Origin of the sequence: Humitalea sp. 24SJ18S-53 (assembly GCF_050632385.1) — a bacterium.
Taxonomy (GTDB): domain Bacteria; phylum Pseudomonadota; class Alphaproteobacteria; order Acetobacterales; family Acetobacteraceae; genus Humitalea.
On record NZ_CP192599.1, the window covers coordinates 1,864,878 to 1,885,859 of the forward strand.

The 20,982-nt window shown below is 67.7% G+C and carries 23 protein-coding genes and 1 tRNA gene; 12 read left to right on the forward strand and 12 right to left on the reverse strand.

Going from position 1 to position 20,982, the window contains the following annotated elements; translation table 11 throughout:
• The first annotated feature begins 11 nt into the window (after positions 1 to 11).
• Positions 12 to 518, forward strand: coding sequence for an acetolactate synthase small subunit (gene ilvN, locus ACQW02_RS08980; protein WP_431284929.1), 507 nt, complete (start codon positions 12 to 14; stop codon positions 516 to 518).
• Between the two features lie 36 nt (positions 519 to 554).
• The gene (gene ilvC / locus ACQW02_RS08985) at positions 555 to 1,571 is read left to right on the forward strand and encodes a ketol-acid reductoisomerase (RefSeq protein WP_431284930.1); all 1,017 of its coding nucleotides are present in this window, start codon (positions 555 to 557) and stop codon (positions 1,569 to 1,571) included.
• A gap of 42 nt (positions 1,572 to 1,613) precedes the next feature.
• On the opposite strand, the gene ACQW02_RS08990 is transcribed toward ilvC, so the two are convergent.
• Entirely contained in the window at positions 1,614 to 1,895 is a 282-nt protein-coding gene (locus ACQW02_RS08990) for a hypothetical protein (RefSeq protein ID WP_431284931.1), read from the reverse strand.
• A gap of 79 nt (positions 1,896 to 1,974) precedes the next feature.
• On the opposite strand from ACQW02_RS08990, the gene ACQW02_RS08995 reads away from it, so the two are divergent.
• From ACQW02_RS08995 to ACQW02_RS09005, 3 genes are all read left to right on the forward strand, one after another.
• A complete protein-coding gene (locus ACQW02_RS08995) occupies positions 1,975 to 2,892 on the forward strand; it encodes a polysaccharide deacetylase family protein (RefSeq protein ID WP_431284932.1) in 918 nt (305 codons plus the stop codon).
• Complete coding sequence (locus tag ACQW02_RS09000) at positions 2,889 to 3,146, forward strand: hypothetical protein (protein ID WP_431284933.1); 258 nt, start codon at positions 2,889 to 2,891, stop codon at positions 3,144 to 3,146. The genes ACQW02_RS08995 and ACQW02_RS09000 overlap by 4 nt, the downstream gene beginning before the upstream one ends.
• Before the next feature lie 254 nt (positions 3,147 to 3,400).
• Complete coding sequence (locus ACQW02_RS09005; protein ID WP_431284934.1) at positions 3,401 to 4,987, forward strand: 2-isopropylmalate synthase; 1,587 nt, start codon at positions 3,401 to 3,403, stop codon at positions 4,985 to 4,987.
• Between the two features lie 19 nt (positions 4,988 to 5,006).
• Here the strand turns inward: ACQW02_RS09005 and ACQW02_RS09010 are convergent, their stop codons facing one another.
• A complete protein-coding gene (locus tag ACQW02_RS09010; RefSeq protein ID WP_431284935.1) occupies positions 5,007 to 5,249 on the reverse strand; it encodes a hypothetical protein in 243 nt (80 codons plus the stop codon).
• Between the two features lie 191 nt (positions 5,250 to 5,440).
• Here ACQW02_RS09010 and ACQW02_RS09015 point away from each other — a divergent pair, with 191 nt between their 5' ends.
• The 6 genes from ACQW02_RS09015 to ACQW02_RS09040 all read left to right on the forward strand — a co-directional run bounded on the left by ACQW02_RS09015 (position 5,441) and on the right by ACQW02_RS09040 (position 11,282).
• Complete coding sequence (locus tag ACQW02_RS09015; RefSeq protein WP_431284936.1) at positions 5,441 to 6,484, forward strand: rod shape-determining protein; 1,044 nt, start codon at positions 5,441 to 5,443, stop codon at positions 6,482 to 6,484.
• A gap of 27 nt (positions 6,485 to 6,511) precedes the next feature.
• Positions 6,512 to 7,375, forward strand: coding sequence for a rod shape-determining protein MreC (gene mreC, locus ACQW02_RS09020; RefSeq protein ID WP_431284937.1), 864 nt, complete (start codon positions 6,512 to 6,514; stop codon positions 7,373 to 7,375).
• A 60-nt stretch (positions 7,376 to 7,435) separates the two neighbouring features.
• Complete coding sequence (mreD, locus tag ACQW02_RS09025; RefSeq protein WP_431284938.1) at positions 7,436 to 7,969, forward strand: rod shape-determining protein MreD; 534 nt, start codon at positions 7,436 to 7,438, stop codon at positions 7,967 to 7,969.
• Complete coding sequence (gene mrdA / locus ACQW02_RS09030; RefSeq protein ID WP_431284939.1) at positions 7,966 to 9,981, forward strand: penicillin-binding protein 2; 2,016 nt, start codon at positions 7,966 to 7,968, stop codon at positions 9,979 to 9,981. Before mreD ends, mrdA begins: the two co-directional genes overlap by 4 nt.
• Positions 9,981 to 11,126, forward strand: a complete 1,146-nt coding sequence (rodA, locus tag ACQW02_RS09035) for a rod shape-determining protein RodA (RefSeq protein ID WP_431284940.1) — start codon at positions 9,981 to 9,983, stop codon at positions 11,124 to 11,126. The genes mrdA and rodA overlap by 1 nt, the downstream gene beginning before the upstream one ends.
• Positions 11,127 to 11,206: 80 nt before the next feature.
• Positions 11,207 to 11,282, forward strand: a tRNA-Lys gene (locus tag ACQW02_RS09040).
• A 1,249-nt stretch (positions 11,283 to 12,531) separates the two neighbouring features.
• On the opposite strand, the gene ACQW02_RS09045 is transcribed toward ACQW02_RS09040, so the two are convergent.
• From ACQW02_RS09045 to ACQW02_RS09090, 10 genes are all read right to left on the reverse strand, one after another.
• Positions 12,532 to 13,146, reverse strand: a complete 615-nt coding sequence (locus ACQW02_RS09045; RefSeq protein WP_431284941.1) for a hypothetical protein — start codon at positions 13,144 to 13,146, stop codon at positions 12,532 to 12,534.
• Positions 13,147 to 13,156: 10 nt separating this feature from the next.
• Positions 13,157 to 13,555: a hypothetical protein gene (locus tag ACQW02_RS09050; RefSeq protein ID WP_431284942.1), complete on the reverse strand. Its 399-nt coding sequence runs from the start codon at positions 13,553 to 13,555 to the stop codon at positions 13,157 to 13,159.
• A 454-nt stretch (positions 13,556 to 14,009) separates the two neighbouring features.
• Entirely contained in the window at positions 14,010 to 14,192 is a 183-nt protein-coding gene (locus ACQW02_RS09055; RefSeq protein ID WP_431284943.1) for a hypothetical protein, read from the reverse strand.
• Positions 14,193 to 14,324: 132 nt separating this feature from the next.
• Entirely contained in the window at positions 14,325 to 16,250 is a 1,926-nt protein-coding gene (locus ACQW02_RS09060; RefSeq protein WP_431284944.1) for a DUF927 domain-containing protein, read from the reverse strand.
• A complete protein-coding gene (locus ACQW02_RS09065; protein ID WP_431284945.1) occupies positions 16,247 to 17,293 on the reverse strand; it encodes a DUF7146 domain-containing protein in 1,047 nt (348 codons plus the stop codon). Before ACQW02_RS09065 ends, ACQW02_RS09060 begins: the two co-directional genes overlap by 4 nt.
• On the reverse strand, positions 17,290 to 17,865 hold the full coding sequence (locus ACQW02_RS09070) for a hypothetical protein (RefSeq protein ID WP_431284946.1): 576 nt from the start codon (positions 17,863 to 17,865) through the stop codon (positions 17,290 to 17,292). Before ACQW02_RS09070 ends, ACQW02_RS09065 begins: the two co-directional genes overlap by 4 nt.
• Positions 17,862 to 18,095, reverse strand: a complete 234-nt coding sequence (locus ACQW02_RS09075; RefSeq protein WP_431284947.1) for a helix-turn-helix transcriptional regulator — start codon at positions 18,093 to 18,095, stop codon at positions 17,862 to 17,864. The genes ACQW02_RS09070 and ACQW02_RS09075 overlap by 4 nt, the downstream gene beginning before the upstream one ends.
• 110 nt (positions 18,096 to 18,205) lie before the next feature.
• On the reverse strand, positions 18,206 to 19,159 hold the full coding sequence (locus ACQW02_RS09080) for a hypothetical protein (protein WP_431284948.1): 954 nt from the start codon (positions 19,157 to 19,159) through the stop codon (positions 18,206 to 18,208).
• Positions 19,159 to 19,551: a hypothetical protein gene (locus ACQW02_RS09085; protein ID WP_431284949.1), complete on the reverse strand. Its 393-nt coding sequence runs from the start codon at positions 19,549 to 19,551 to the stop codon at positions 19,159 to 19,161. The genes ACQW02_RS09080 and ACQW02_RS09085 overlap by 1 nt, the downstream gene beginning before the upstream one ends.
• Positions 19,552 to 19,993: 442 nt before the next feature.
• The gene (locus tag ACQW02_RS09090; protein ID WP_431284950.1) at positions 19,994 to 20,410 is read right to left on the reverse strand and encodes a hypothetical protein; all 417 of its coding nucleotides are present in this window, start codon (positions 20,408 to 20,410) and stop codon (positions 19,994 to 19,996) included.
• Positions 20,411 to 20,516: 106 nt separating this feature from the next.
• On the opposite strand from ACQW02_RS09090, the gene ACQW02_RS09095 reads away from it, so the two are divergent.
• Positions 20,517 to 20,915 carry a helix-turn-helix domain-containing protein gene (locus ACQW02_RS09095; protein WP_431284951.1) on the forward strand — a complete coding sequence of 133 codons (399 nt, stop codon included), beginning with the start codon at positions 20,517 to 20,519 and terminating at the stop codon, positions 20,913 to 20,915.
• Positions 20,916 to 20,982 lie beyond the last annotated feature (67 nt).

Consider the following 20,982-nt stretch of genomic DNA (forward strand, 5'->3'; position numbering starts at 1 on the left):
TGTCGCAAAGCATGGAACAACGCGCCGCGACCATCGCGGTGCTGGTGGAAAATGAGGCCGGCGTGCTGGCCCGGGTGATCGGTCTGTTTTCCGGTCGTGGCTACAACATCGAAAGCCTGACGGTGGCCCCCGTCGATGCCGACCGGCGGATCAGCCGCATCACGGTCGTCACATCGGGCACCGAGATGGTGATCGAACAGATCAAGGCGCAGCTCGACCGGCTGGTGCCGGTCCACAAGGTCAGCGACCTGACCATGGAGGGGCCGCACCTGACCCGCGAACTCGCCCTGATCAAGGTCGTCGGCCGTGGCGAGCCGCGGATGGAAGCGTTGCGCCTGGCCGATGCGTTTCGTGCCCGCGTGGTCGATGCGACGCCCGAAAGCGCTGTGTTCGAAATGACCGGCAGCAGCGACAAGATCGAGGCGTTCTGCGCGTTGATGCGGCCGTTGGGCCTGTCCGAAGTCTCGCGGACGGGGGCTGTGGCCATCGCCCGTGGCACCGGCAGCCTGACCGTCTGAGTATTTTTTTCCGACCCTAAAAGGAGTGCGCCAAAGATGCGCGTTTACTACGACCGCGACGCCGATGTGAATCTGATCAAGGCCAAGAAGGTCGCGATCATCGGCTTCGGCAGCCAGGGCCATGCCCATGCCATGAACCTGCGCGACAGCGGCTGCACCAACCTCGCGATCGGCCTGCGCGCCGGTCCCAGCGCCGACAAGGCCAAGGCCGCCGGCTTCAACGTGATGTCGCCCGCCGACGCCGCGAAGTGGGCCGATGTCGTGATGGTGCTGACGCCGGACGAAGGCCAGGGCGACCTGTACCGCGACCACCTGCACGCCAACCTCAAGGAAGGCGCGGCACTTGCCTTCGCCCATGGCTTGAACGTGCACTTCAACTTGCTCGACCCGCGCCCGGACCTGGACGTGTTCATGATCGCGCCCAAGGGCCCCGGCCACACGGTGCGGTCCGAATACCAGAAGGGCGGCGGCGTGCCGTGCCTGGTGGCGCTGGCGCAGAACCCCTCGGGCAACGGCCTCGAAATCGCGCTCTCCTACGCCTCCGCCATCGGCGGCGGTCGTTCGGGCGTGATCGAGACCAGCTTCAAGGAAGAATGCGAGACCGACCTGTTCGGCGAGCAGGTTGTCCTCTGTGGCGGCCTGGTCGAACTGATCAAGGCTGGCTTCGAGACGCTGGTGGAAGCCGGCTACGCGCCGGAAATGGCGTATTTCGAGTGCCTGCATGAAGTGAAGCTGATCGTGGACCTGATCTACGAAGGCGGCATCGCCAACATGAACTACTCGATCAGCAACACGGCCGAATACGGCGAATACGTCACCGGCCCCCGCATCATCACCTCGGAGACCAAGGCCGAGATGAAGCGCGTGCTGAACGACATTCAGAGCGGCAAGTTCGCCCGCGACTGGATGCTGGAAAACAAGGTCAACCAGGCCTCGTTCAAGGCGACCCGTCGCCGCCTGGCCGAACACCAGATCGAGGATGTCGGCGAGAAGCTGCGCGGCATGATGCCCTGGATCAAGAAGAACGCCCTGGTCGACAAGGCGAAGAACTGAGTTTGGACCCCCTCCTGCCGCCCCGCGCGGCAGGGGGGATGTTCAATTCCAGCGACCATTCCAGGCCATCATGTAGACGGCCAAGAGGGCCACAAGCGCCACCGGCACGGCCAGCACCATGACCACGATGGCCAAGCCGGTGCGGCCCTTCTTTTGCAGCGAAAGCCCCCCGGCGATTGTCATGACGGGGACGGCCAGGACCAGGAACCAGCTATCGACCGTGCTGGAATTCAGCGTGCGATTGCCGAGGCCGTAGATGAACATCGCGACGATCATCGCCGTGATGATGCTGGCCGTGACGAGAAACACCCGGAATGTGGTCATGCGCGATGGAACATTGATTGCGTTGTCGTGACAAGGTGCCACCGTTGACCGGACCCGCCGCCGCCGTCACGTTTCCGGCATGACCAAGCTCGCGACCGACAGCCCCTATCCCCGCGATTTCGTCGGCTATGGCCCGACACCGCCCGATCCCCTCTGGCCGAACGCGGCCAAGGTCGCGCTCTCCTTCGTGCTGAATTACGAGGAAGGCGCCGAGAACACCGTGCTGAACGGCGATGCCGGCAGCGAGCAATACCTGCATGAGGTCCCCGGCGGCGCTTCGATCCTGGGCGAACGTTCTGTCACCATCGAAAGCCAGTTCGGCTATGGCGCGCGGTCGGGCGTCTGGCGCGTGCTGCGGCTTTTTGCCGAGCGCGGATTGCCGCTGACCATTTATGCCTGCGGCCGGGCGTTGGAACTCAACCCCGCCGTCGCCCGTGCCTTCATCGACCAGGGGCATGAGGTCGCCTGCCACGGCTGGCGCTGGATCGACTACCACGACGTCGATGCCGCCACCGAACGTGCCCATATCGCGCAGAATATCGAGGCGGTGACCCGGCTTTGCGGCGTCGCCCCGGTCGGCTGGTACACCGGTCGTGTCTCGCCCCAGACCCGCGCCCTGGTCGCGGAACGCGAGGGCTTTCTCTACGACAGCGATTCCTACGAGGATGACCTGCCTTACTACGTGCCGGTCGGCGGCAAGCCGCGGCTGATCATCCCCTATACGCTCGACGCCAACGACATGAAGTTCGCGGTGGCACCCGGCTTTGCCAGCGCCGATGGCTTCGGCGCCTATCTGCGCGACGGATTGGACCTGTTGCGGGGTGAGGGGGGGCGGATGATGTCGGTCGGCCTGCACGGCCGCATCGTCGGTCGCCCCGCACGCGCCGCGGCACTGGCGCGGTTCTTGGACCACGTGGTGGCCTGCCGCGACATCTGGGTCGCGCGCCGGGCCGATATCGCCCGCCATTGGTGGGCGACGCATCCGCCAGCGCCATGAAGCGCGCCCTCCTCGCCCTGCTGCTGGCTTGGCCGGCCCAGGCGCAACAGCCCCTTTGCACGGACCACCAGGACCTGTTCCCCGCCCTGATCGGCGGGCCGCCGGAGGCTGCATTGACCGCCCTCAGCGGCCTGCCGGGCATCCGCAGTGTCCGCATTACCGGGCCGAACACGCCGATGACGCGGGATTTCCGCCCGGACAGGGCAACGATCATCCTCGAAGACGGGGTGGTCCGCAGCATCACCTGCGGCTGAAAACGACCTTGCCGCTTGCGGCCGGCGGAAAGCCGGGGCTATGGTCGCGGCGATGACGACGCGCGCCACCACTGCCGGCCTGGTCCGGGGGCATTTCGCCCCGACCGCCGCGCGCGCGCCGATCTCCCTCCTCCTTCTTCTTCGACTTACCCGCCCCTGAGCGCTCGGGCCGTCGCGGCCCATGCTGTTCGGGGGAAGCGAGAGGGGCGCCGGCCGCCCCCAATCAACGCCACATAAAGTCACGGACACATCCGATGCCCATCTCGCACCCGTCCTTCGGCACCCTGGCCGACGACCGCATCATCATCTTCGACACGACCCTGCGCGACGGCGAGCAATCGCCCGGCTTCTCGATGAACCTCGAAGAAAAGCTGCGCATGGCGGAGGCGCTGGCCGAACTCGGCATCGACGTGATGGAGGCGGGCTTCCCGATCGCCAGCCCCGGCGATTTCGAAAGCGTCCGCGCCATCGCCCAGAAATTCAGCAAGGACGGCCCGGTCGTCACCGGCCTGGCCCGCACCTCGGCCGCCGATATTTTGCGCGCCGCGGAAGCCATTGCGCCCGCGGCCCGCAAGCGCATCCACACCTTCGTCTCAACCTCCCCCCTGCACATGCGCGTAAAACTGCGGATGGAACCGGATGCGGTGCTGGCCATGGTCACCGAAAGCGTGACCCTGGCCCGCAACCACACGGATGACGTCGAATGGTCGGCCGAAGACGGCAGCCGCACCGAGGATGATTTCATGTGCCGCTGCGTCGAGGCCGCGATCAAGGCCGGCGCCACCACCATCAACATCCCCGACACCGTCGGCTATGCGCTGCCGGAGGACATGTACCGCATTTTTGCCATGCTGCGCGAACGCGTGCCGGGCGCCGATGGCGTGGTCTTCAGCACGCATAACCACAATGACCTGGGCCTGGCCGTCGCGAATACGCTGGCCGCGATCCGGGCCGGCGCGCGCCAGGTGGAATGCACGATCAACGGCATCGGCGAACGGGCAGGCAATGCCAGCCTGGAGGAGGTTGCCATGGCCGTCCGCACCCGCGCGGATGCCATCCGCCAGCGGACCGGCATCGTGACGGAGAATATCCTCAAGACGTCCAAGCTGCTGGCCGCCATCACCAGCTTCGATGTGCAGCCGAACAAGGCCATCGTCGGCCGCAACGCCTTTGCCCATGAATCCGGCATCCACCAGGACGGCATGCTGAAGGATGCCGGCACCTATGAGATCATGACCCCGGAATCCGTCGGCTGGGCCAAGACGTCACTGGTGCTGGGCAAGCATTCGGGCCGGGCGGCGTTCCGCGACAAGCTGAAGACCCTGGGCTACGAGCTGGGCGACAATGCGCTGAACGATGCCTTCCGCCGGTTCAAGGATTTGGCCGACCGCAAGAAGACCGTCTTCGACGAGGACGTGACCGCCCTGGTCGATGATGAGGTCGTGCGTGGCCATGACCGGATCCGCCTGACGGGCCTGTCGGTCTCGACCGGCCTGGGCATGATTCCGACGGCGACGATCGGGCTGGATGTGGACGGTGTGCACAAGACCGGCACGGCGACCGGCGATGGCGCGGTGGATGCGACCTTCGCCGCCCTGCGCCAGGTCTTCCCGCATGAGGTCGAATTGCAGCTTTATGCCGTGCAGAGCGTCACCGGCGGCACCGACGCCCAGGCGCGCGTGACCGTGCGCCTGGCCGAGGATGGCAAGCATGTGGACGGGCAGGGGGCGGATACCGACACGATCGTCGCCTCCGCCCGCGCTTACGTCCACGCGCTGAACAAGCTGATGGCCAAGCGGGAGCGGACGGCGCCGCCGGACCTGGCGCTGCGGGCGGGGTAACCCCCGCCCGAACGCGCGGTTAGCGCCAGGCGGGCCGGCCGAGGTCGACCGTGCCCGGGCTGGTCAATGCGCCGCCGGCGGCACCGGCGGCGCCGCCGATCAGCGCACCCGTGCCCAGGCTGCCACCGGTGATCGCGGCGACGCCGGCACCGGCACCCGCGCCCAGCAAGCCGCCCGATACCGCGCGATCGCCCGTCGTCTGGCCGCAACCGGCGAGGGCGAGGGCGGCGATGGCGGCGAGGCTGAGGATCTTCGTGCGCATGGGATGCTCCTTGATCTTGTTGGACATGCTGCCTTCAACGCAGGCGGCGGGGTCAGGTTGCCTCGGTCCGATCGGCGGCATGGACGAGATAGCGGCTTGAGCCTGACGGCCCGGGGGGCTAACCACCACGCGCCTTCCGTCGCGGCCCCCCGCCCGACGAACCCTCCTTCACGTCTGCAAGGATTTTTTGCATGTTCGCACGCCTGTTCGGCTTCCTCTCCGCCGACATGGCCATCGATCTCGGCACCGCGAACACGCTGGTCTACGTGAAGGGTCGTGGGATCGTGCTCAATGAGCCGAGCGTCGTTGCCATTTCCGATGTGCGCGGCCGCAAGCAGGTGTTGGCTGTGGGGGAGGAAGCCAAGCTCATGCTCGGCCGTACCCCCGGCAACATCGCCGCCATCCGTCCCTTGCGGGACGGGGTGATCGCCGATTTCGAGGTCGCGGAGGAAATGATCAAGCATTTCATCCGCAAGGTTCATAACAGGCGTTCCTTTGCCTCGCCGATGATCATCGTCTGCGTGCCGTCGGGCTCCACCGCCGTCGAACGCCGCGCCATCCAGGAATCGGCCGAAAGCGCCGGCGCCCGGAAGGTGCTGCTGATCGAGGAACCGATGGCCGCCGCGATCGGCGCCGGGCTGCCGGTGACCGAGCCGTCCGGCTCCATGGTCGTCGATATCGGCGGTGGGACGACCGAGGTCGCGGTGATCAGCCTGGGCGGCATCGTCTATGCCCGCAGCGTGCGGGTCGGCGGCGACAAGCTGGATGAGGCGATCATCAGTTACATTCGCCGCCAGTTCAACCTGCTGATCGGCGAAAGCACGGCCGAGCGCATCAAGATGACCATCGGTTCCGCCGCCCCCCCGCCGGAGGGCGAGGAAGGCCCGATGACCGAGGTCAAGGGTCGCGACCTGATGAACGGCGTCCCGCGGGAAGTGGTGGTCAGCCAGCGCCAGATCGCTGAATCGCTGGCCGAGCCGATCAACCAGATCATCGAGGCGGTGAAGGTCGCGCTGGAAAACACCCCGCCGGAACTGGCCGCCGATATCGTCGACAAGGGCATCGTCCTGACCGGCGGCGGCGCGCTGTTGCAGCGCCTGGACCAGGTGCTGCGGGACGCGACCGGACTGCCCGTTTCGGTGGCCGAGGATGCCTTGTCCTGCGTCGCCCTGGGCACCGGCAGGGCGCTGGAGGAAATCAAGCGGCTTCGCGGCGTGCTGTCCTCGATGTATTGAGGATCGGTGACGTAGAGGGGGCTTTCGGTGATCCGACTCAGCATTCCGCTGCGGCAGGCGCTCGCCCGGCTTTCCCTGCCGGTGCTGATCGCCATTGCCTTCGGCACCATGTTGCTGGGCAAGGCCGATACCCTGCTGGTCGAACGCGCCCGCATGGCGCTGTCCGATTCGCTCAGCCCGATCTACGCCGCCATGGCCGAACCCATCGGCGCCGCGCGCGGGATGGTGCAGGAGGGGCGGTCGCTGCTGGCCATGCGGACCGAGAATGCAGCCCTGCGCGAGGAGAATGAGCGCCTGCGCCGCTGGCAGGCCGCGGCCCTGGCGCTGGAGGGGGAGGTGACCTTGCTGCGCCGCCAACTCGCCTACACCCCCGAAGGGACGACCAGTTTCCGCACCGCCCGGGTCGTGGCCGATGGCGGCGGCACCTATGCCCGCGCCGTGCTGCTGGCGACCGGCCCCGATCTGCAGGTCCGCAAGGGCCAGGTGGCATTGGATGAGCGGGGCCTGGCCGGGCGCGTGACCGAGGTCGGCAGCCGTTCCGCGCGGGTCCTGCTGGTGACCGACATCAACAGCCGCATGCCGGTCACGCTTGAGACCAGCCGGGCGCGCGCCATCATGGCGGGCAGCAACGGCGCCCGGCCGCGCTTGCAGCATTGGCCGGAGGGCGTGCTGCCGGCCGAGGGGGAGCGGGTCGTCACCTCCTCGGACCAGAACCTGCTGCCGGCGGGGTTGCCGGTGGGCGAGATCCGCTGGAGCGCCTCGGGTGCTGCGGAGATCGAGCTTTACGCCCGGCTGGACCGCATGGACCTGCTGCGCATCTTCGATGTCGGCTTGGCCGGCATCCTGCCGCCCGAGGCCGTGGCGCGCCCCGAACCCCGGCGCGGTCGCTAGGCCATGCGGCCGATTCACCGCTTCGGCTGCCAGCCGCCTCACCGGATCGGGCGCTAGGCCATGGTCGGTCGCCGGGAGCCGGCGCCGGGGTTGTTCCGCCGGTTGGATGGTTGGGCGCGCGCGGCCCTTCCGACCGTGGTCGCGGCCTTGCTGATGATCCTGGCGGCGGCGCCGGTCGGGCTGCCTTCGGCGGTGCCGGCCATCGCCCTGGCCTGTGTCTTCTTCTGGAGCGTGTTCCGCCCTGCCGCCATGCCGCCGCCGGCGGTGTTCGGCCTGGGCCTGTTGCAGGACATGCTGACCTTCGCCCCGCTTGGGGTCGGGGTCTTCATCCTGCTAGTGGTGCATGGGCTGGCGATGCGCTGGCGCCGGCACCTGGCACGGCAGTCCTTCCTTGTGGTCTGGCTGGCCTTCTGCGGGTTCGCCACCGGGGCCGCGGCCTTGGGCTATGCCCTGACGGCGCTGCTCGGCTGGTCTTTGCCGCCGCCGGTGTCGGGGCTGCATCTGCTGGGGCTTTCGACGGGGCTGTATCCGGCGCTGTCCTTTCTGCTGACCCGAGCGCATGCGGCGATCCGCGCGGTCGAGGAATTGCCGTGAGTAAAAAGGAAGAGGAACGCCGCCGCGGCGTCTTCACCCGCCGGGCGCTGGCGCTTGGCGCCGGCCAAGTCGGGTTGCTCGGCTTCCTGGGCACCCGCCTCTATGGCTTGCAGGTGGAGGATGGCGCCCGCTACGCCACGCTGGCGGAGGAAAACCGCCTCTCCGCCCGGCTGATCGCCCCGCCGCGCGGCCGTGTGATGGACCGGGAGGGCCGGGTGATCGCCGGCAACCGGCTGAACTGGCGCGCGCTGCTGGTGGCCGAATACACCACCGACGTCACGGCAACGCTCGAAACCTTCTCCCGCATCGTGCCCTTGACGGACCAGGAGCGCAGCCGGATCGAGCGCGAGGTCCGCCGCCGGCGGCGCTTCGTGCCCGCCACGGTGCGCGAATTCCTCACCTGGGAGGAAATGGCCCGGATCGAGATCAACGCCCCCGACCTGCCCGGCATCAGCGTCGATGTCGGCACCACCCGGCTGTATCCGGAGGGCGAGCACCTGGCCCATATGGTCGGCTATGTCGCCCCCCCGGCCGAGGCCGATATCGATGGCGACCCGCTGCTGCAATTGCCGGGCATCCGCGTCGGCCGTTCGGGGATCGAGCGCCACCACGACCTGACCCTGCGCGGCCGCGCGGGGGCTGTGCAGTTGGAGGTCAATGCCGTCGGCCGGGTGATCCGCGAGTTGGACCGCCGCGAAGGCGTGCAGGGGCAGGATGTCCAGCTCAGCGTCGATGCCGAATTGCAGAAGGCGGTCCGCGGCAAGATCGAGGAAGGCACTAGCGTCGTCGTCATGGATTGCCGCAATGGCGAAGTCGTGGCGATGGCGAGCCAGCCCTCCTTCGACCCCAATGTGTTCAATTCCGGCGTGTCGGCCGCGCAATGGCGGCAATGGACGGCCAATCGCGCCACGCCGCTGATCAACAAGGCGACCAACGGGCTCTACGCGCCGGGCAGCACGTTCAAGATGATGGTGGCGCTGGCGGCGTTGGAGGCCCGTGTCTGCACGCCTGGCGAACGGGTGACCTGCCCGGGCTTCTACGACCTGGGCGACACGCGCTTTCACTGCCACGCGCGCTACGGCCACGGCGGGATGGATATGCGGTCGGGGCTGAAATACTCCTGCGACGTGTATTTCTACGAGATGGCCAAGCGCACTGGCATCGACCGGATCGCCGCCATGGCCAACCGATTCGGCCTGGGTGTGGACCTGGACATCGAATTGCCCGGCACGCGGCGCGGCGTGGTGCCGACGCGGGGCTGGCGCATGGCCCAGGGCAAGCCATGGAACCTCGGTGATACCGTCGTGCACGGGATCGGGCAGGGGTTCTACCAGCTGACCCCGCTCAGTCTTTGCACCATGGTCGCGCGGATCGCCTCCGGCCGGGCCTTGCAGCCGCATCTGACGCGTTCGGTCGGTGGCCGCCCGGTGCGCGGTGGGCGGCCCGACGACTGGCCCAGCCTCGGCATCCCCGACCGCGACATCCGCCTGATGCGGGAGGCGATGTGGTCGGTGATCAACGAGGAGGGCGGCACGGCCCGGCTGTCCCGCCTGCCGGCCGGCTATGGCCAGATGGCCGGCAAGACCGGCACGACCCAGGTCCGCCGCGTCAGCCGCGAGCAGCGTGAGCGCGGCTTCCGGGTCGAGACGATGCCGCGCGAATGGCGTCCGCACGCGCTGTTCGTCGGCTACGCGCCGCACGACAATCCGCAATATGCGATCAGCGTGGTGGTCGAACACGGCACCAGCGGTTCCGGCGCCGCGGCGCCGCTGGCGCGGGATATCCTGGTCGAGACATTCAATCGCCTGCGCGGGCCGAACCCGGCGCCGAGCCCGCGCGTGTCGGAGGTGCGGCCCCGCGCGGCGCCAGCCCCCGCCGCACCCACGCCCGTGATCGCCGCCCCTGCACCCGCGCCGGCGCCCGCCGCCCCCGCGCCGCCCGCCCCGGTGGCCGAGGCGCCGGCGCCCCCCCGCGGCATCTGGCCTGCCTCCTGGTTCGGCGGTGGCCGCTGATGCGCTTCGAACGCCGCTTGCTGATGCGCGAACGCGGCACCGGCATCCTGGAAAAGCTGTGGCTGATCCCCTGGTCCTTCGTGCTGCTGCTGTCGGCCGTCGCGGCGGTCGGCTATGTCGCGCTGTATTCTGCCGGGGGCGGGGCGGCCGAGCCCTATGCCAGCAAGCACATCCTGCGCTTCGGTTTTGGCGTGGTGCTGATGCTGTCGCTGGCGCTGGTCGATATTCGATTGATCGCCCGCTTCGCCTGGGTCGGCTGGCTGGGCGCGGTCGGCCTGCTGGTGCTGGTCGCGCTGCATGGCAATGTCGGCAAGGGCGCGCAGCGCTGGATCGACATCGGCCCGATCCAGTTGCAGCCGTCGGAGCTGGCCAAGATCATGCTGGTCGCGGGGCTGGCCTGGTGGTTTCACCGCGCGTCCTATGAACGGGTCGGCAATCCGCTGTTCCTGATCCCGCCGGCGATCATGGTGCTGATCCCGGTCGGGCTGATCCTGAAGCAGCCGAACCTCGGCACCGGGTTGATCACGGCGATGGTGGGGGGGGCCGTGTTCTTCGCCGCCGGCGTGCGCTTGTGGAAATTCGCGGTCATCGCCGGGATCGCCGCGGTCGCGGCGCCGATCGCCTATGACCGGCTGCACGACTACCAGCGGGCGCGGATCACCACCTTCCTGGACCCGGAAAGCGACCCGCTGGGCGCTGGCTACAACATCATCCAGAGCAAGATCGCCCTTGGCTCCGGCGGCATGTGGGGCAAGGGCTTCTTGCAGGGCACGCAGGGGCACCTGAACTTCCTGCCGGAAAAGCAGACCGATTTCATCTTCACCATGATCGCCGAGGAATTCGGTTTCGTCGGTGCCATGTCGGTTCTGGCGCTGTTGTCGCTGGTGGTGGTCTTTGCCTTCATGGTGGCGCTGCGCTGCCGGCACCAGTTCGGACGGTTGTTGGCGGTGGGGCTGGCGACCAACTACTTCCTCTATGTCTTCGTGAACGTCGCGATGGTCACGGGGGCGATTCCGGTCGGCGGTGTGCCGCTGCCGCTGATCAGCCACGGGGGGTCGGCGATGCTGACCGTGATGCTGGGATTCGGGCTGTTGATGTCGGCGCATGTGCACCGCGATGTGGAGTTCGGGGCGACGCGGGACTGAGCCATGCAACGAGTGGGGCCAAATGTCGGGGCTGGGGGGCTGGACAATGCCGCCGATGCAGGTAGAACGCCCCCTCGGTGGGGCGCTTAGCTCAGTCGGTAGAGCAGCTGACTCTTAATCAGCGGGTCCACGGTTCGAGCCCGTGAGCGCCCACCACCTTTTCAAGGCTTTACGCCTCATTGGGGTCCCCAGATTTGGCGGACCCCAATCCTGCGGACTCTTAGCGGACTCTTCGGGATGGGCGTCCCTGGGCAGAACTCTGCTGGGGCGTTGCGTTGCACCCTTTGGCAACTTGATCACTAGCGAGCTCGTACGACTTTGTGTGCCGTATATGGGCGGGCGGCAGAGGGACCCATTCACTCACCGGCAACCCTGAGCCAGCCATGCCGATCAGGTAGCGTATGATTTCTCCCAAGGTTGCTCAGCTCGGCCCGTGGCCAGACGCGATGTACTGCGTCTCCGCTTTTGCCGACCACTCCGGCGGGCGGCTTAACCTGATCACCCGTGCTGAACCTCGATTAACCCTTTTCTTGAACCCGCCACTAACAAACCCGCACGCCTTTGGCCGCCGTATAGGGCCAGGCGCCAGAGGGACCCATTCACGCGCCGCCGGCGGCGGCGTCGTCGGCCCGACGATCCAGCGTGACGTTGGCCATGCCGAGCATGCCCCATCAGCTATGGGACGCCACCCCGGTGGAACTACCCACAACCCGACAGTTTCCCCAGTCGCGACGCCGTGGCCCTCATCGCCCGCGCTCAGCCGCCGCAAGCGCTGGTTGTGGTGACATTCGATCGGTAGGGAGGCGTCATGCGGGCGCGCCGATCCTGCTCGCCCCACTTTGACCACGCGCCCATATCGCCCCGCCCCGCCATAGCCAGCAAAACAGCGCCATTCATGGCCTGAGATACTGGAGAGCCGCCCCCCTCTCCGGGGTATCTAGGGAAAATGTGTATCCCCGTCTCACCGTCTCCCCTTGCCCATCAAGCCTAGGAAATCATTGAACAAATGGGGCATCGGAGCGTCTCCCCTATGGTTCTCCCCCTCGCATATTTCTCCCCGCAAGGGTGCCCGGGCGGACAACCTGCGGTGGTGAAACGCCGAAGGTCCTGAGAGGGACACGGCGTCGCGCGAGACCGCCTTGGGTTCCCTAACTCGGCCGATGCGATGACGAAGCACTGCAAGGGGGTAGCGAACGCTACCCCCTTCAGACGGCGCCAGGCACCATGTCGGTGCATGAATAGGTTGCCGGCCACGTGGCGAAGGAAAGCGAGCCACTGCCGGCAGTGCTGGTTGTTTCGGACACTCGTGCACTTGTCCGCTGCGGCGGGGTGTCCCAGCCCCTAAGCGCCCGCAGCCGCGCAGCTGGTCAACCGCCTGGGTAACCTCACCCAGGCGGCCTGTCCTTCACACCGCGTCGCGCGGGATGCGGGCGCGGATGACTTCGGCCTGGAACACATCGAGCGTTGGCGACGGGCTGCGCGGTCCGGGCAGTGCAAGGTGGCGCCCGAGGTTACTCACCTCGGCCCGCGGCCAGATGCGATGAAGCGGCAGCGTGATCTTGCTGCGCCCGTGTTCGCGCATCTTGCGGTTGATCGTCTGCACTGCCTCATTGTGTTCGTCGTGTTCGGCCACCAGGCGGGCCAGCGTTGCCACTGCCTCCTCAATTGGGCCCACCAGTGCCGCCCCCGCCTCGGCCCGCGCCTCTGCTTCCATGGCCGCGGTGTCGAGATCCGCGCAAAGCTCGCGCGCTGATGCCGCAGCGATCCGCTCCGGCATCGCCGCCGCCATGGCGCTCAGCCGCTCCGCCTCTTCCGCGACGGCCCGCAGCTCGGTCTCGTGATGCTCGGCGGCTTCGCGCGATGCATCGAGCAACACGGCGCCACGTTCCGCGCGCAGGCTCGCGAGGCGCGCAAGCGCCGCATCACGCTGCACGGTCATCTGTTCCAGCGCATCGCGAAGTGCGGCCGCCGTCTCGGCTTTCGGCTTCAGGCCGAGAATGTCTCGAAGGTTCATCGTCATGCCCTCCCGTTCAGGCCACGGCCGCGGTGGCGGCGGACGCAGGGGCAGGGGTGGGGACAGTGACCGGGACAGGGGCGGCGGCTGCGATAATGCGCCAGCCCGCGCGGCGGGGGAGGGCTTCCACCGTCACCCCGGCGAATTTGTCGCCTCGGCCGGCGCTCTCTCGCAGCAGGTGCTCCATATGCGCAGCGCAGGTCGGCATCGCGGGATCATCGCGGTTGGTCTTCCCCAGCGCGGCGAAAAGCCATTCGCCGGTCCCGATCGCGGTTCCGCCTTGCGCCATGGCAACAGCGCGCAGCGCCACCGCGAACACAGACCGATCGATCAGCGCGAAGATTTGTGGCGTCATCATTTCATTCCCCTTGGCTTTCATCGTCTCAGCCTCCCGCTTCCGCCAGGATGGCAGCACCAGGCGCAGCTGCGCTTTCGTCCGGCAGGGTTTCGAGGTCGGTCATGGGTGGTGTTCCTTGCGTCCCAGGGCGGGGTGATTCTCGCCTTGGTGCGGCAGGGATGGCAGGACGCCGTCCGGGATTGTGTGATCGGATTTCGCGGATCTAATCCGATCCTACCCGCTCAAAGAAGCTGGCGTATTCCGCTGAGTGCTCGCGGTTCATCTGTTCGCCAAAGCCCCAGCGCGAGCCATCTGACTTCAGCTCCAGATCCGTGCAAACGAACCGAGCGCGCTTCACCTAAATATCTCGGTCGACTGTTCGGAGATGGCCGCAGCGCGGGCACCTATCGCTGCAGGCATGGGCGTAGAGGCGTCGCGTCCGTCATGACCGTAACCTTGTTTCGTGACGGCCCGACTAGAAAACTCGGACGCCTTTGGCCGCCGTATAGGGCCAGGCGCCAGAGGGACCCATTCACTCGGCGGTGACCATCAGGCCGTAGAATACGCCGACCAAGGAGGCCGGCCCACGCTCGGCCGGCGTGCGCGGCGTTGCGCGCGATTCGATAGGTGACGACGTGCCATGCGGGCGCGCCGAACCTGCCCGCCCCGCCTTGACCACGCGCCCATATCGCATCGCCGCGCCAGCGCCAGCCATGCCGCGCCATTCATGGCCAGCGATACCGCAAGGACACCCCTCTCTGGCGTGATTTCCACCTTGCGCATCCATGACGGACCACCCTCAGTTGAACTGAGGGTGCACGATGGCCCTGCGCCATCGTGGCGCGGGTCAATCGTCGTCCGGCGGGTCCTGAGGTCCGGCCATAATCACGCCATGCACCCAGAAACAGGCGACGCCATCCGGGTGGCCGGGCGGTTTGGCCGTCTTCGTCCAGACCGCCCGACCGTCCTTCTTTGGGGCGCCAGGCGTGAGGTAGCCGGCGGCATGCAGCGCCTTCGCTGCGGCACTGCGGTTGAGCGTGCCCAGGCACTCAATGAAGCCCTCGCGAGTGAAGTAGAAGCGCCAGAACCCGCCGCCGGTCACCGCTTCATCGCCAATCCAGCGGCGCCAGCCGGCGCGGTTTGGCACGGCGCGGGATTCGTGGGGCGCCTCGCTCCTTTCGGCCTGTTCAGAATCCGGTCGCCGATCCTTCCACACCTCGAAGCGGGACTGTCCGTGCCGCTCGAGAAAGGCCCGGGCGAGGTCAACCGCCGCCATATCCTCCCGCGCGCCCGTCCCGCCGCGCTGCTCAAGCCAAGCCCTGAAGCAGGCGCCCGCGGCTTCCCATGCGGCGTCCTTCGGCCAGCCTGTCACTCCGGCCTTGGTCGCCAGCTCGCCACCAATGGCGATGATCGCAAAGCGCCTGGCCACGGTGCGGCATTGTCCATCCGCCGCGGGTGGCAGGAAGGCGGCCAGGAAATCGATGATGCGCAGCGCTGCAGCCTCGGCCGCCCAGTCCCGTCGCGTAGCCACCATCGGCACCAACCAAGCCAGGAAGGCGCGGCCGGCGGTGCCGTGCTGGGCGGCGGCGGCGGCATTCAACGCCTCGGCCAGCGTCGCGGCCCGATCATAGCCGTGCAGAACCTCGAAGGCGCCCATGTCGGCCCCCGCGTCCGCATCCAAATCGATCAGCCGGACTTCCTGCCCCGCCGCCTGGCGGCCGCCGGCCGCGGCAATCGCATCGGCGATGCGCAGCTCGCCCGTCGATAGCAGCAGCACGCGCCAGGTCAGGGGCGGCTTCGCCATTCCATTGCGCTGGGCGCGGGCCTTACCCGTGCCATTGGCCAGGGCATAGGCGGTGGGTCCGACTTCGCGGGCCTCCATCTCGCCGATTTCGTCCAGGGGCAGCAGCCCATCGTTGTGCTCGGCTGCCACGGCTTCCATGGCGTTGCCGGTGGCGCGCCAGCTTCGGGCAAAGGCGTTCGGCCCGGCCGGCGGGCCCCACACGCTCGCCGCGATGCGCAGCAAGGTGGATTTGCCCGCGCGGCTTTTGCCGACCAGGTGCACGCCGCCGCCAGGCTCGCCAAGCAGCGTCAGAAGGGGGGCGGCGAATGCCGTGGAGGCCGCCAGCAGTAAGAGACGGTTGCCGAGGCAGGGAGCGGCCACGGCCGCACGCCACGCCTCGAGCGTGCCGACATGACGATAGACTGGGGCCGTGGCCGTGTCCGGCCGCTCCTGCATCACTTCCTCTTTCGGCAGCTGCCCCACCACAGCATTGGGCAGCGCGAAGACGGCGCCGCCGCTGGTGCCGAAGTACCAGCCGCTGCGCGGGGTGGTACGCACCCGTCTGGGCGGCTGTTGGCGGGCCAGGAATTCGGCAAGCGCAGCTTTGGCCGCAGGCTGCGGGGAGACGAAGAGGCCGCCTGCGGACAGGCGACTGCGCAGCTCGCTGCCCTCGCCGTTGATCGTCGCCATAGGGCATATCCATCGGTGGGGTGTGCCGTCACGGTCGGCCCAATCCAGCAGCAGCCCCCAGCCTTCGTTGTCCTCGTCGCGGGTGGAGGCGCGGACTCCGAAGGGACCGGACACCATCTGCTCGCCCTTCGGCTTGCCGTTGCCGTCAAAGGTTGTGCGGAACAGCCCATCGGCCCGCATCTCGAAGGCGGGCACCTCGGTATGCGATGGCGGGTTATCATCGCCCGGGGGCGGTGCGGCGGGGGCGCCGATGATGGCGAGGCGCGCCGGCGTTGGTTTGGGCGGAGGCTTGTCCGTCATTTCGGAATTCCGCTGGCCAGCAAGGCATCGTTGAAGTCCCCGCCATCCGGCGCGCGGGCGATGAACACGGCCCGGCCTTCGGCCTGGAAGCGTGCGACTGCGCGCGCCAGCGCGGCGGCAGCGGGTGAATCCGGCGCGTCGTCATCGGCGGCCAGGGTGACGCGAGCTAAGCTAGCGGGGAGCACAAGCCGCGCGATATTGGAGACGGAGACGGCTGCGATGGTCCGCAGCTCGGGCGCCAGCACCGCGCAGCTCAGGGCGCTTTCAATGCCTTCGGCAATGACCACGGCATCGCCGATCGGGGCCTGGTGCAGCGGCAGACCCGACGCGCCGCGATTCAGCGGCACCATGCCGCCGGCATAGCCGCCCAGCACCATCTTGGCGCGCGCCAGCGGCGCCTTGCGCCAGGTGCCGGCCTGTTCGGCGAGATAGGTCCGGTGCGTCGCGAGGAAGCCGCCATCGGCCCCGACAATGCAGGCGACCATGGCGGGCAGGGGCCCGCCAGCCTCGGCACACCAGCACTCGGGATGGAAGCGCAGGGCACGGGGCAGGCGAGGCAGGTCGCCCAGCACAATCCCGCGCCCGGAAAGATAGGCTTCGACTGGCGTGCCAAGGATGCCGCGCTGGGCGTCGAGGAAAAGCGCCTGCGCCTTGCGGCGGCGTTGGGCACCCTCAGCATCATCGCGGGGCGCCGGTGGTGCTGCCGGTGCTGGCGGGCGCGGGGAGCTGGTGCTGGCCGCGTCATCCCCGAGGCCCAACCACCCCCGCGCCCAGCCCATCGCATCCGCTTTGCTATGCCCCATGACATGGGCCACGAGGTCCAGCGCATCGCCGGCATGGCCCGCGGCGAAGTCCGACCACACCCCGGCGCGATCGCCCTGGATGCGGACGGACAGGCTGCGGCGCGATCGACCGACGCGGGAGGCAGCCACCCATTCGGCGGCCTCCCGGTGGCCATCTGGCAGCAGCTCGCGCGCCAGCGATTCCGCGCGGCCGGCCAACATGCGGGCGATCTGGCCGGCATCATGTCGAAACCGGGTCATGCGGCGGCCGGCCGCCCATCCTGGCCGGCATCGGCGCCGATCGGGGGCGGCGGCACGCTGAGGGACAGCAGCCGTTCGCACCGCCAAAAAGCGGCCAATGCCAGCCTGCGCGTTCGCTGGTGCGGCGTTAGGCCATGGCTGTCGCGCAAGACGTCAGCATGGACGCGCAGCGCCGTCATCGCCGCGCACACATCGGGCCCTTTGGCCCCGGCGCCCTGGAATTGCAGATGCGGCACCAGCAACCCCGCCAGGTGCAGAGACCCCCAGGCTTCAGGCACGGCCCAAAGCTGGTGCGGGTGCTCCATGGGCCAGGCGCCAGGCGCGCAGCGTTCGATATGCGCGTGTGCCACCTCGGCCGGGCAATCTTCGCGGAAGATCCGCCACCACATGCACCAGCCCAGGTCGGCCAGCGCACGACGCGCCGGACTGTCCATACGGTCCAGCACATCGGCCGGCGGATAGAAGCAGCCGACGGCGCCGATGCGCCATTCGTCGAGGCGCAAGAATCCGCCGACCACGCTAGGCGCGATGACCGACTGGCGGTGCGTCATGGCATAGTCCCATCCGCTCATGCCGTCCCCCGGGCCGCCGGCTTCCCAGCGGTTTCGGCGCTGGTGGAAGCGAAACGACGCGCGGCCACCCATGCCACCAGATCGGCGTGACGATAGGCCACACGGCGCTCGCCCAGGCGCGTGAAGACGGGGCCGCCGCCTTCGACGCGCATACGCTGAAGGCTTCGAGGTGAGAGGCTGAGGAAGCGCGCGGTGGCGTCTTCGTCCAGCAGGGTTTCGGGGTCGGTCATGGGCGGTGTTCCGTGCTCTCCAAGGCGAGGGGAGTCTCGCCTTGGTGCGGCAGGGATGGCGCAGCGCCGTCCGGGATTGTGTGATCGGATTTCGCCGGTCTAATCCGATCCTATGAGCCTCTCCGGTTTTTGAATGCGGCGTACTGCACCGGATCCTCGCGCATCATCTGTTCGCGGAAGGGCCTGATCACGCTGTCCGGGTCCTGGTCCTTGCGCGGCCCTGCAACCGCGATCAGCGCGGCCCGCAGTGACAGCTTGGGATCAGCGTTCAGTCGCGCCACGGCCTCGGATATAAGGGGCGCGCGCCGCTCGGATCCGTTCGCGGGGTGCTCGCCTGGCTTCGACCCTCGGGGCTGTCGATCCCTCGTGATCGCTACGCAAGGGCGATCACCGTCTATCTGTGCCTGGTCCGTCTGCGGAGGCGCAGGCTGTATCAGCAACGCCACCACCTTGCCGCCGTTTATGGTCGCTGAACCCCCAGCCCAGTCTGTGATGCCGCCATGCTGCCAAACGTCGAGCGGGAAATTGCACCGCGTCGCGAATGGGTCCCCGTACAGCTTCCCAGAAGCGATCAAACGGCCATCGCGTAGGCGCACAAGAACGTCTTCACACAAAGCCCAGCCTGCGAGATTCACCATTTTCTCGCGCACTTTGCGCCTGACCCACTCTTCAAGTGATTCGCCGGGTCTGACATCGCGGCGAAAAACAACGTTCTGTTGAGTAGCCTCAGCGAACCGCAGTTCCACCAGTTCTTGGGGGATCGGCCCAACCTCCGCCGCATGGAACGCGGCGAGCAGTGCCGGATCGCAGAGCGTCAACGCAGCGACACGGGGCGACACGCCTTCCGGCGTGAGATAGGGGGCTACATCATCCATAATCCGCGCCTCGCGTCGCGGCAGCACCCTCACAGTGGCGGTCGGCGCGGCCGGCGGGGCGTGAGGTCCCCGCGCTCGGTGGCCACCGTGGCCGCGCCGAATCGGAAGGTATCCTGCTACGGCAGGGAAGCCCACCATGGTCTTGGCGGCCTCCTGCGACGCCAATGCGCTGCGACGGGTGGCGGCCATCAGCCAGCGCTCCCGCCCGGCTGGCCGTGGATGCGCAGCAAGTCGTTCACCAGGTCCCACGCCCAAATGGCCGCCGGCGAGTTCGCCGGTGCATCCTTGCCATTGGGGGCCTTCGCTTCGGCCTTGGCCGCCATGGCTTTTGCCAGGATGCCCGCCATGGTCTGCGGCACAGCGGCGTACATGGCGTCCAGCGTCGTCACGTAAGCGGCCCAAAGCGGGTCATCATCGTACTCAAGAACGCCGCCATCGATGTTGTAGGCGGCGATATTGGTGACGTGCTGCGCGCAGAACCGAATTATGGCGGCATCGGGGTTCGTGGCCGCGCCAGCCGGGGCAACCCCGACCGAAGCGACGGCAAGCGCCGCCAGGGCGCGGCGGCGGGTGGCGGCCATCACGTGGCCCTCCCGCCCGCCACAATCGGTCGCCGGACAGCTCTCGATGGAGTTTCTGCCCAGTCGAACGCGAGGCCCTTGAGCTTGAACGTCCGGGCGGCGAAGCCAGACCCGCCGGGCGGAACCGCTAGGTAGCCGCACCCTTTCCATTCGAGGGAAAGACAACGACTGACACTGTTTCGGACCAGCTTGGGAGCGGCGATGAACGTCCAGCCGAGGCGACGAAGGTCCTTTTCGCGGGCGGACAGGATGCGCGGCGGATCGACCGGAGAGACACAATACTGCTCAAGCTCGAATGCCGAGCAGTTGACTGCGTCGCCGTAGGACAATCGCCGGACGCCACGCTTCCGGCTGTGAGTCTCAACTGCCGCACTTGCGGCCGCGCAGAGCTCCAGCACGGTCAAATGCGCTGACGAGGGAGAGCCGATTGAGGGCTGGGTCATCACGCGGCCACCTCACCAGGCTCGCCAGCGAGGCGAATCAGGTCATTCACGATCTTCCACCCCCAGTCTGCGGCCGGGCAGTTTGCTGGGTCCTCATCGTCGCCCAGGCCCAGCGCCTCGAGCTTGGCGGCCCGGGCAATGGCGAGGATCCCCGTCATGCTTTGGGGGCGGGCTGCATCAATGGCATCGATCGATTCTTGGTATGCGGCCCAGAGCGGACACTCTTCGGCTTCCAGCTTCCCGCCGTCGCGCTGATAGGCCGACAGGGTGACTGCATGCCGCGCGCAAATGCGCAGGATATCAGCATCGGTAACTGGCGTTGCTAAGCCAGGAGCGACGCCAACAGAGGCGAACGCCAGCGCCGCCAGGGCGCCGCGACGGGTCGTTTGGGTTCTGGTATCCTGGTCCTCAGCCATTGCCTGCTCTCCATAGCGGGTGTGGTCAGACCGGGTGCGCGGTTGCTGCCGCGTGCCCGGTCGCTCGTTCCTTGCGGAACGGCATTTTTAATGACATGCTCTCACAATGAGTTCAACCATAAACGGCAATTTTGATGCCATTATCCCTGCGCAGCTGAGAGCAGCACGGGGACTTCTTGGCTGGTCACAAGATCAGCTTGCGGCAGCCAGCGCTGTTCCCAAGCGAACAGTTGCCCGATTTGAGCTGGGCGAAGGCGCTCCACAACAACGAACCATTGCTGCGATCCGCGGCGCCCTAGAAGCCGCCGGGGTCGAATTCATCAAAGAGAATGGCGGCGGGCCAGGTGTGCGGCTTCTAAAGGCCGGCGCTGTTCCTGCGGAGGCGGCTTCAACCCCTGCCGCGCCCTCGGCCGCCGACCTTGAGAAGCGTAGGGTCCGCCCCGAAGACGAGGCGCGCAGCGGGCCGGAGGTAAAGGAGAAGCCGCTTCGGCAGATCGACGACTGAGGGCGGCCGGGCCGGCATCATGCCGCGCCGTTCTACCCTGCGACGCGGCTTGCCGATGCTCGTTGCC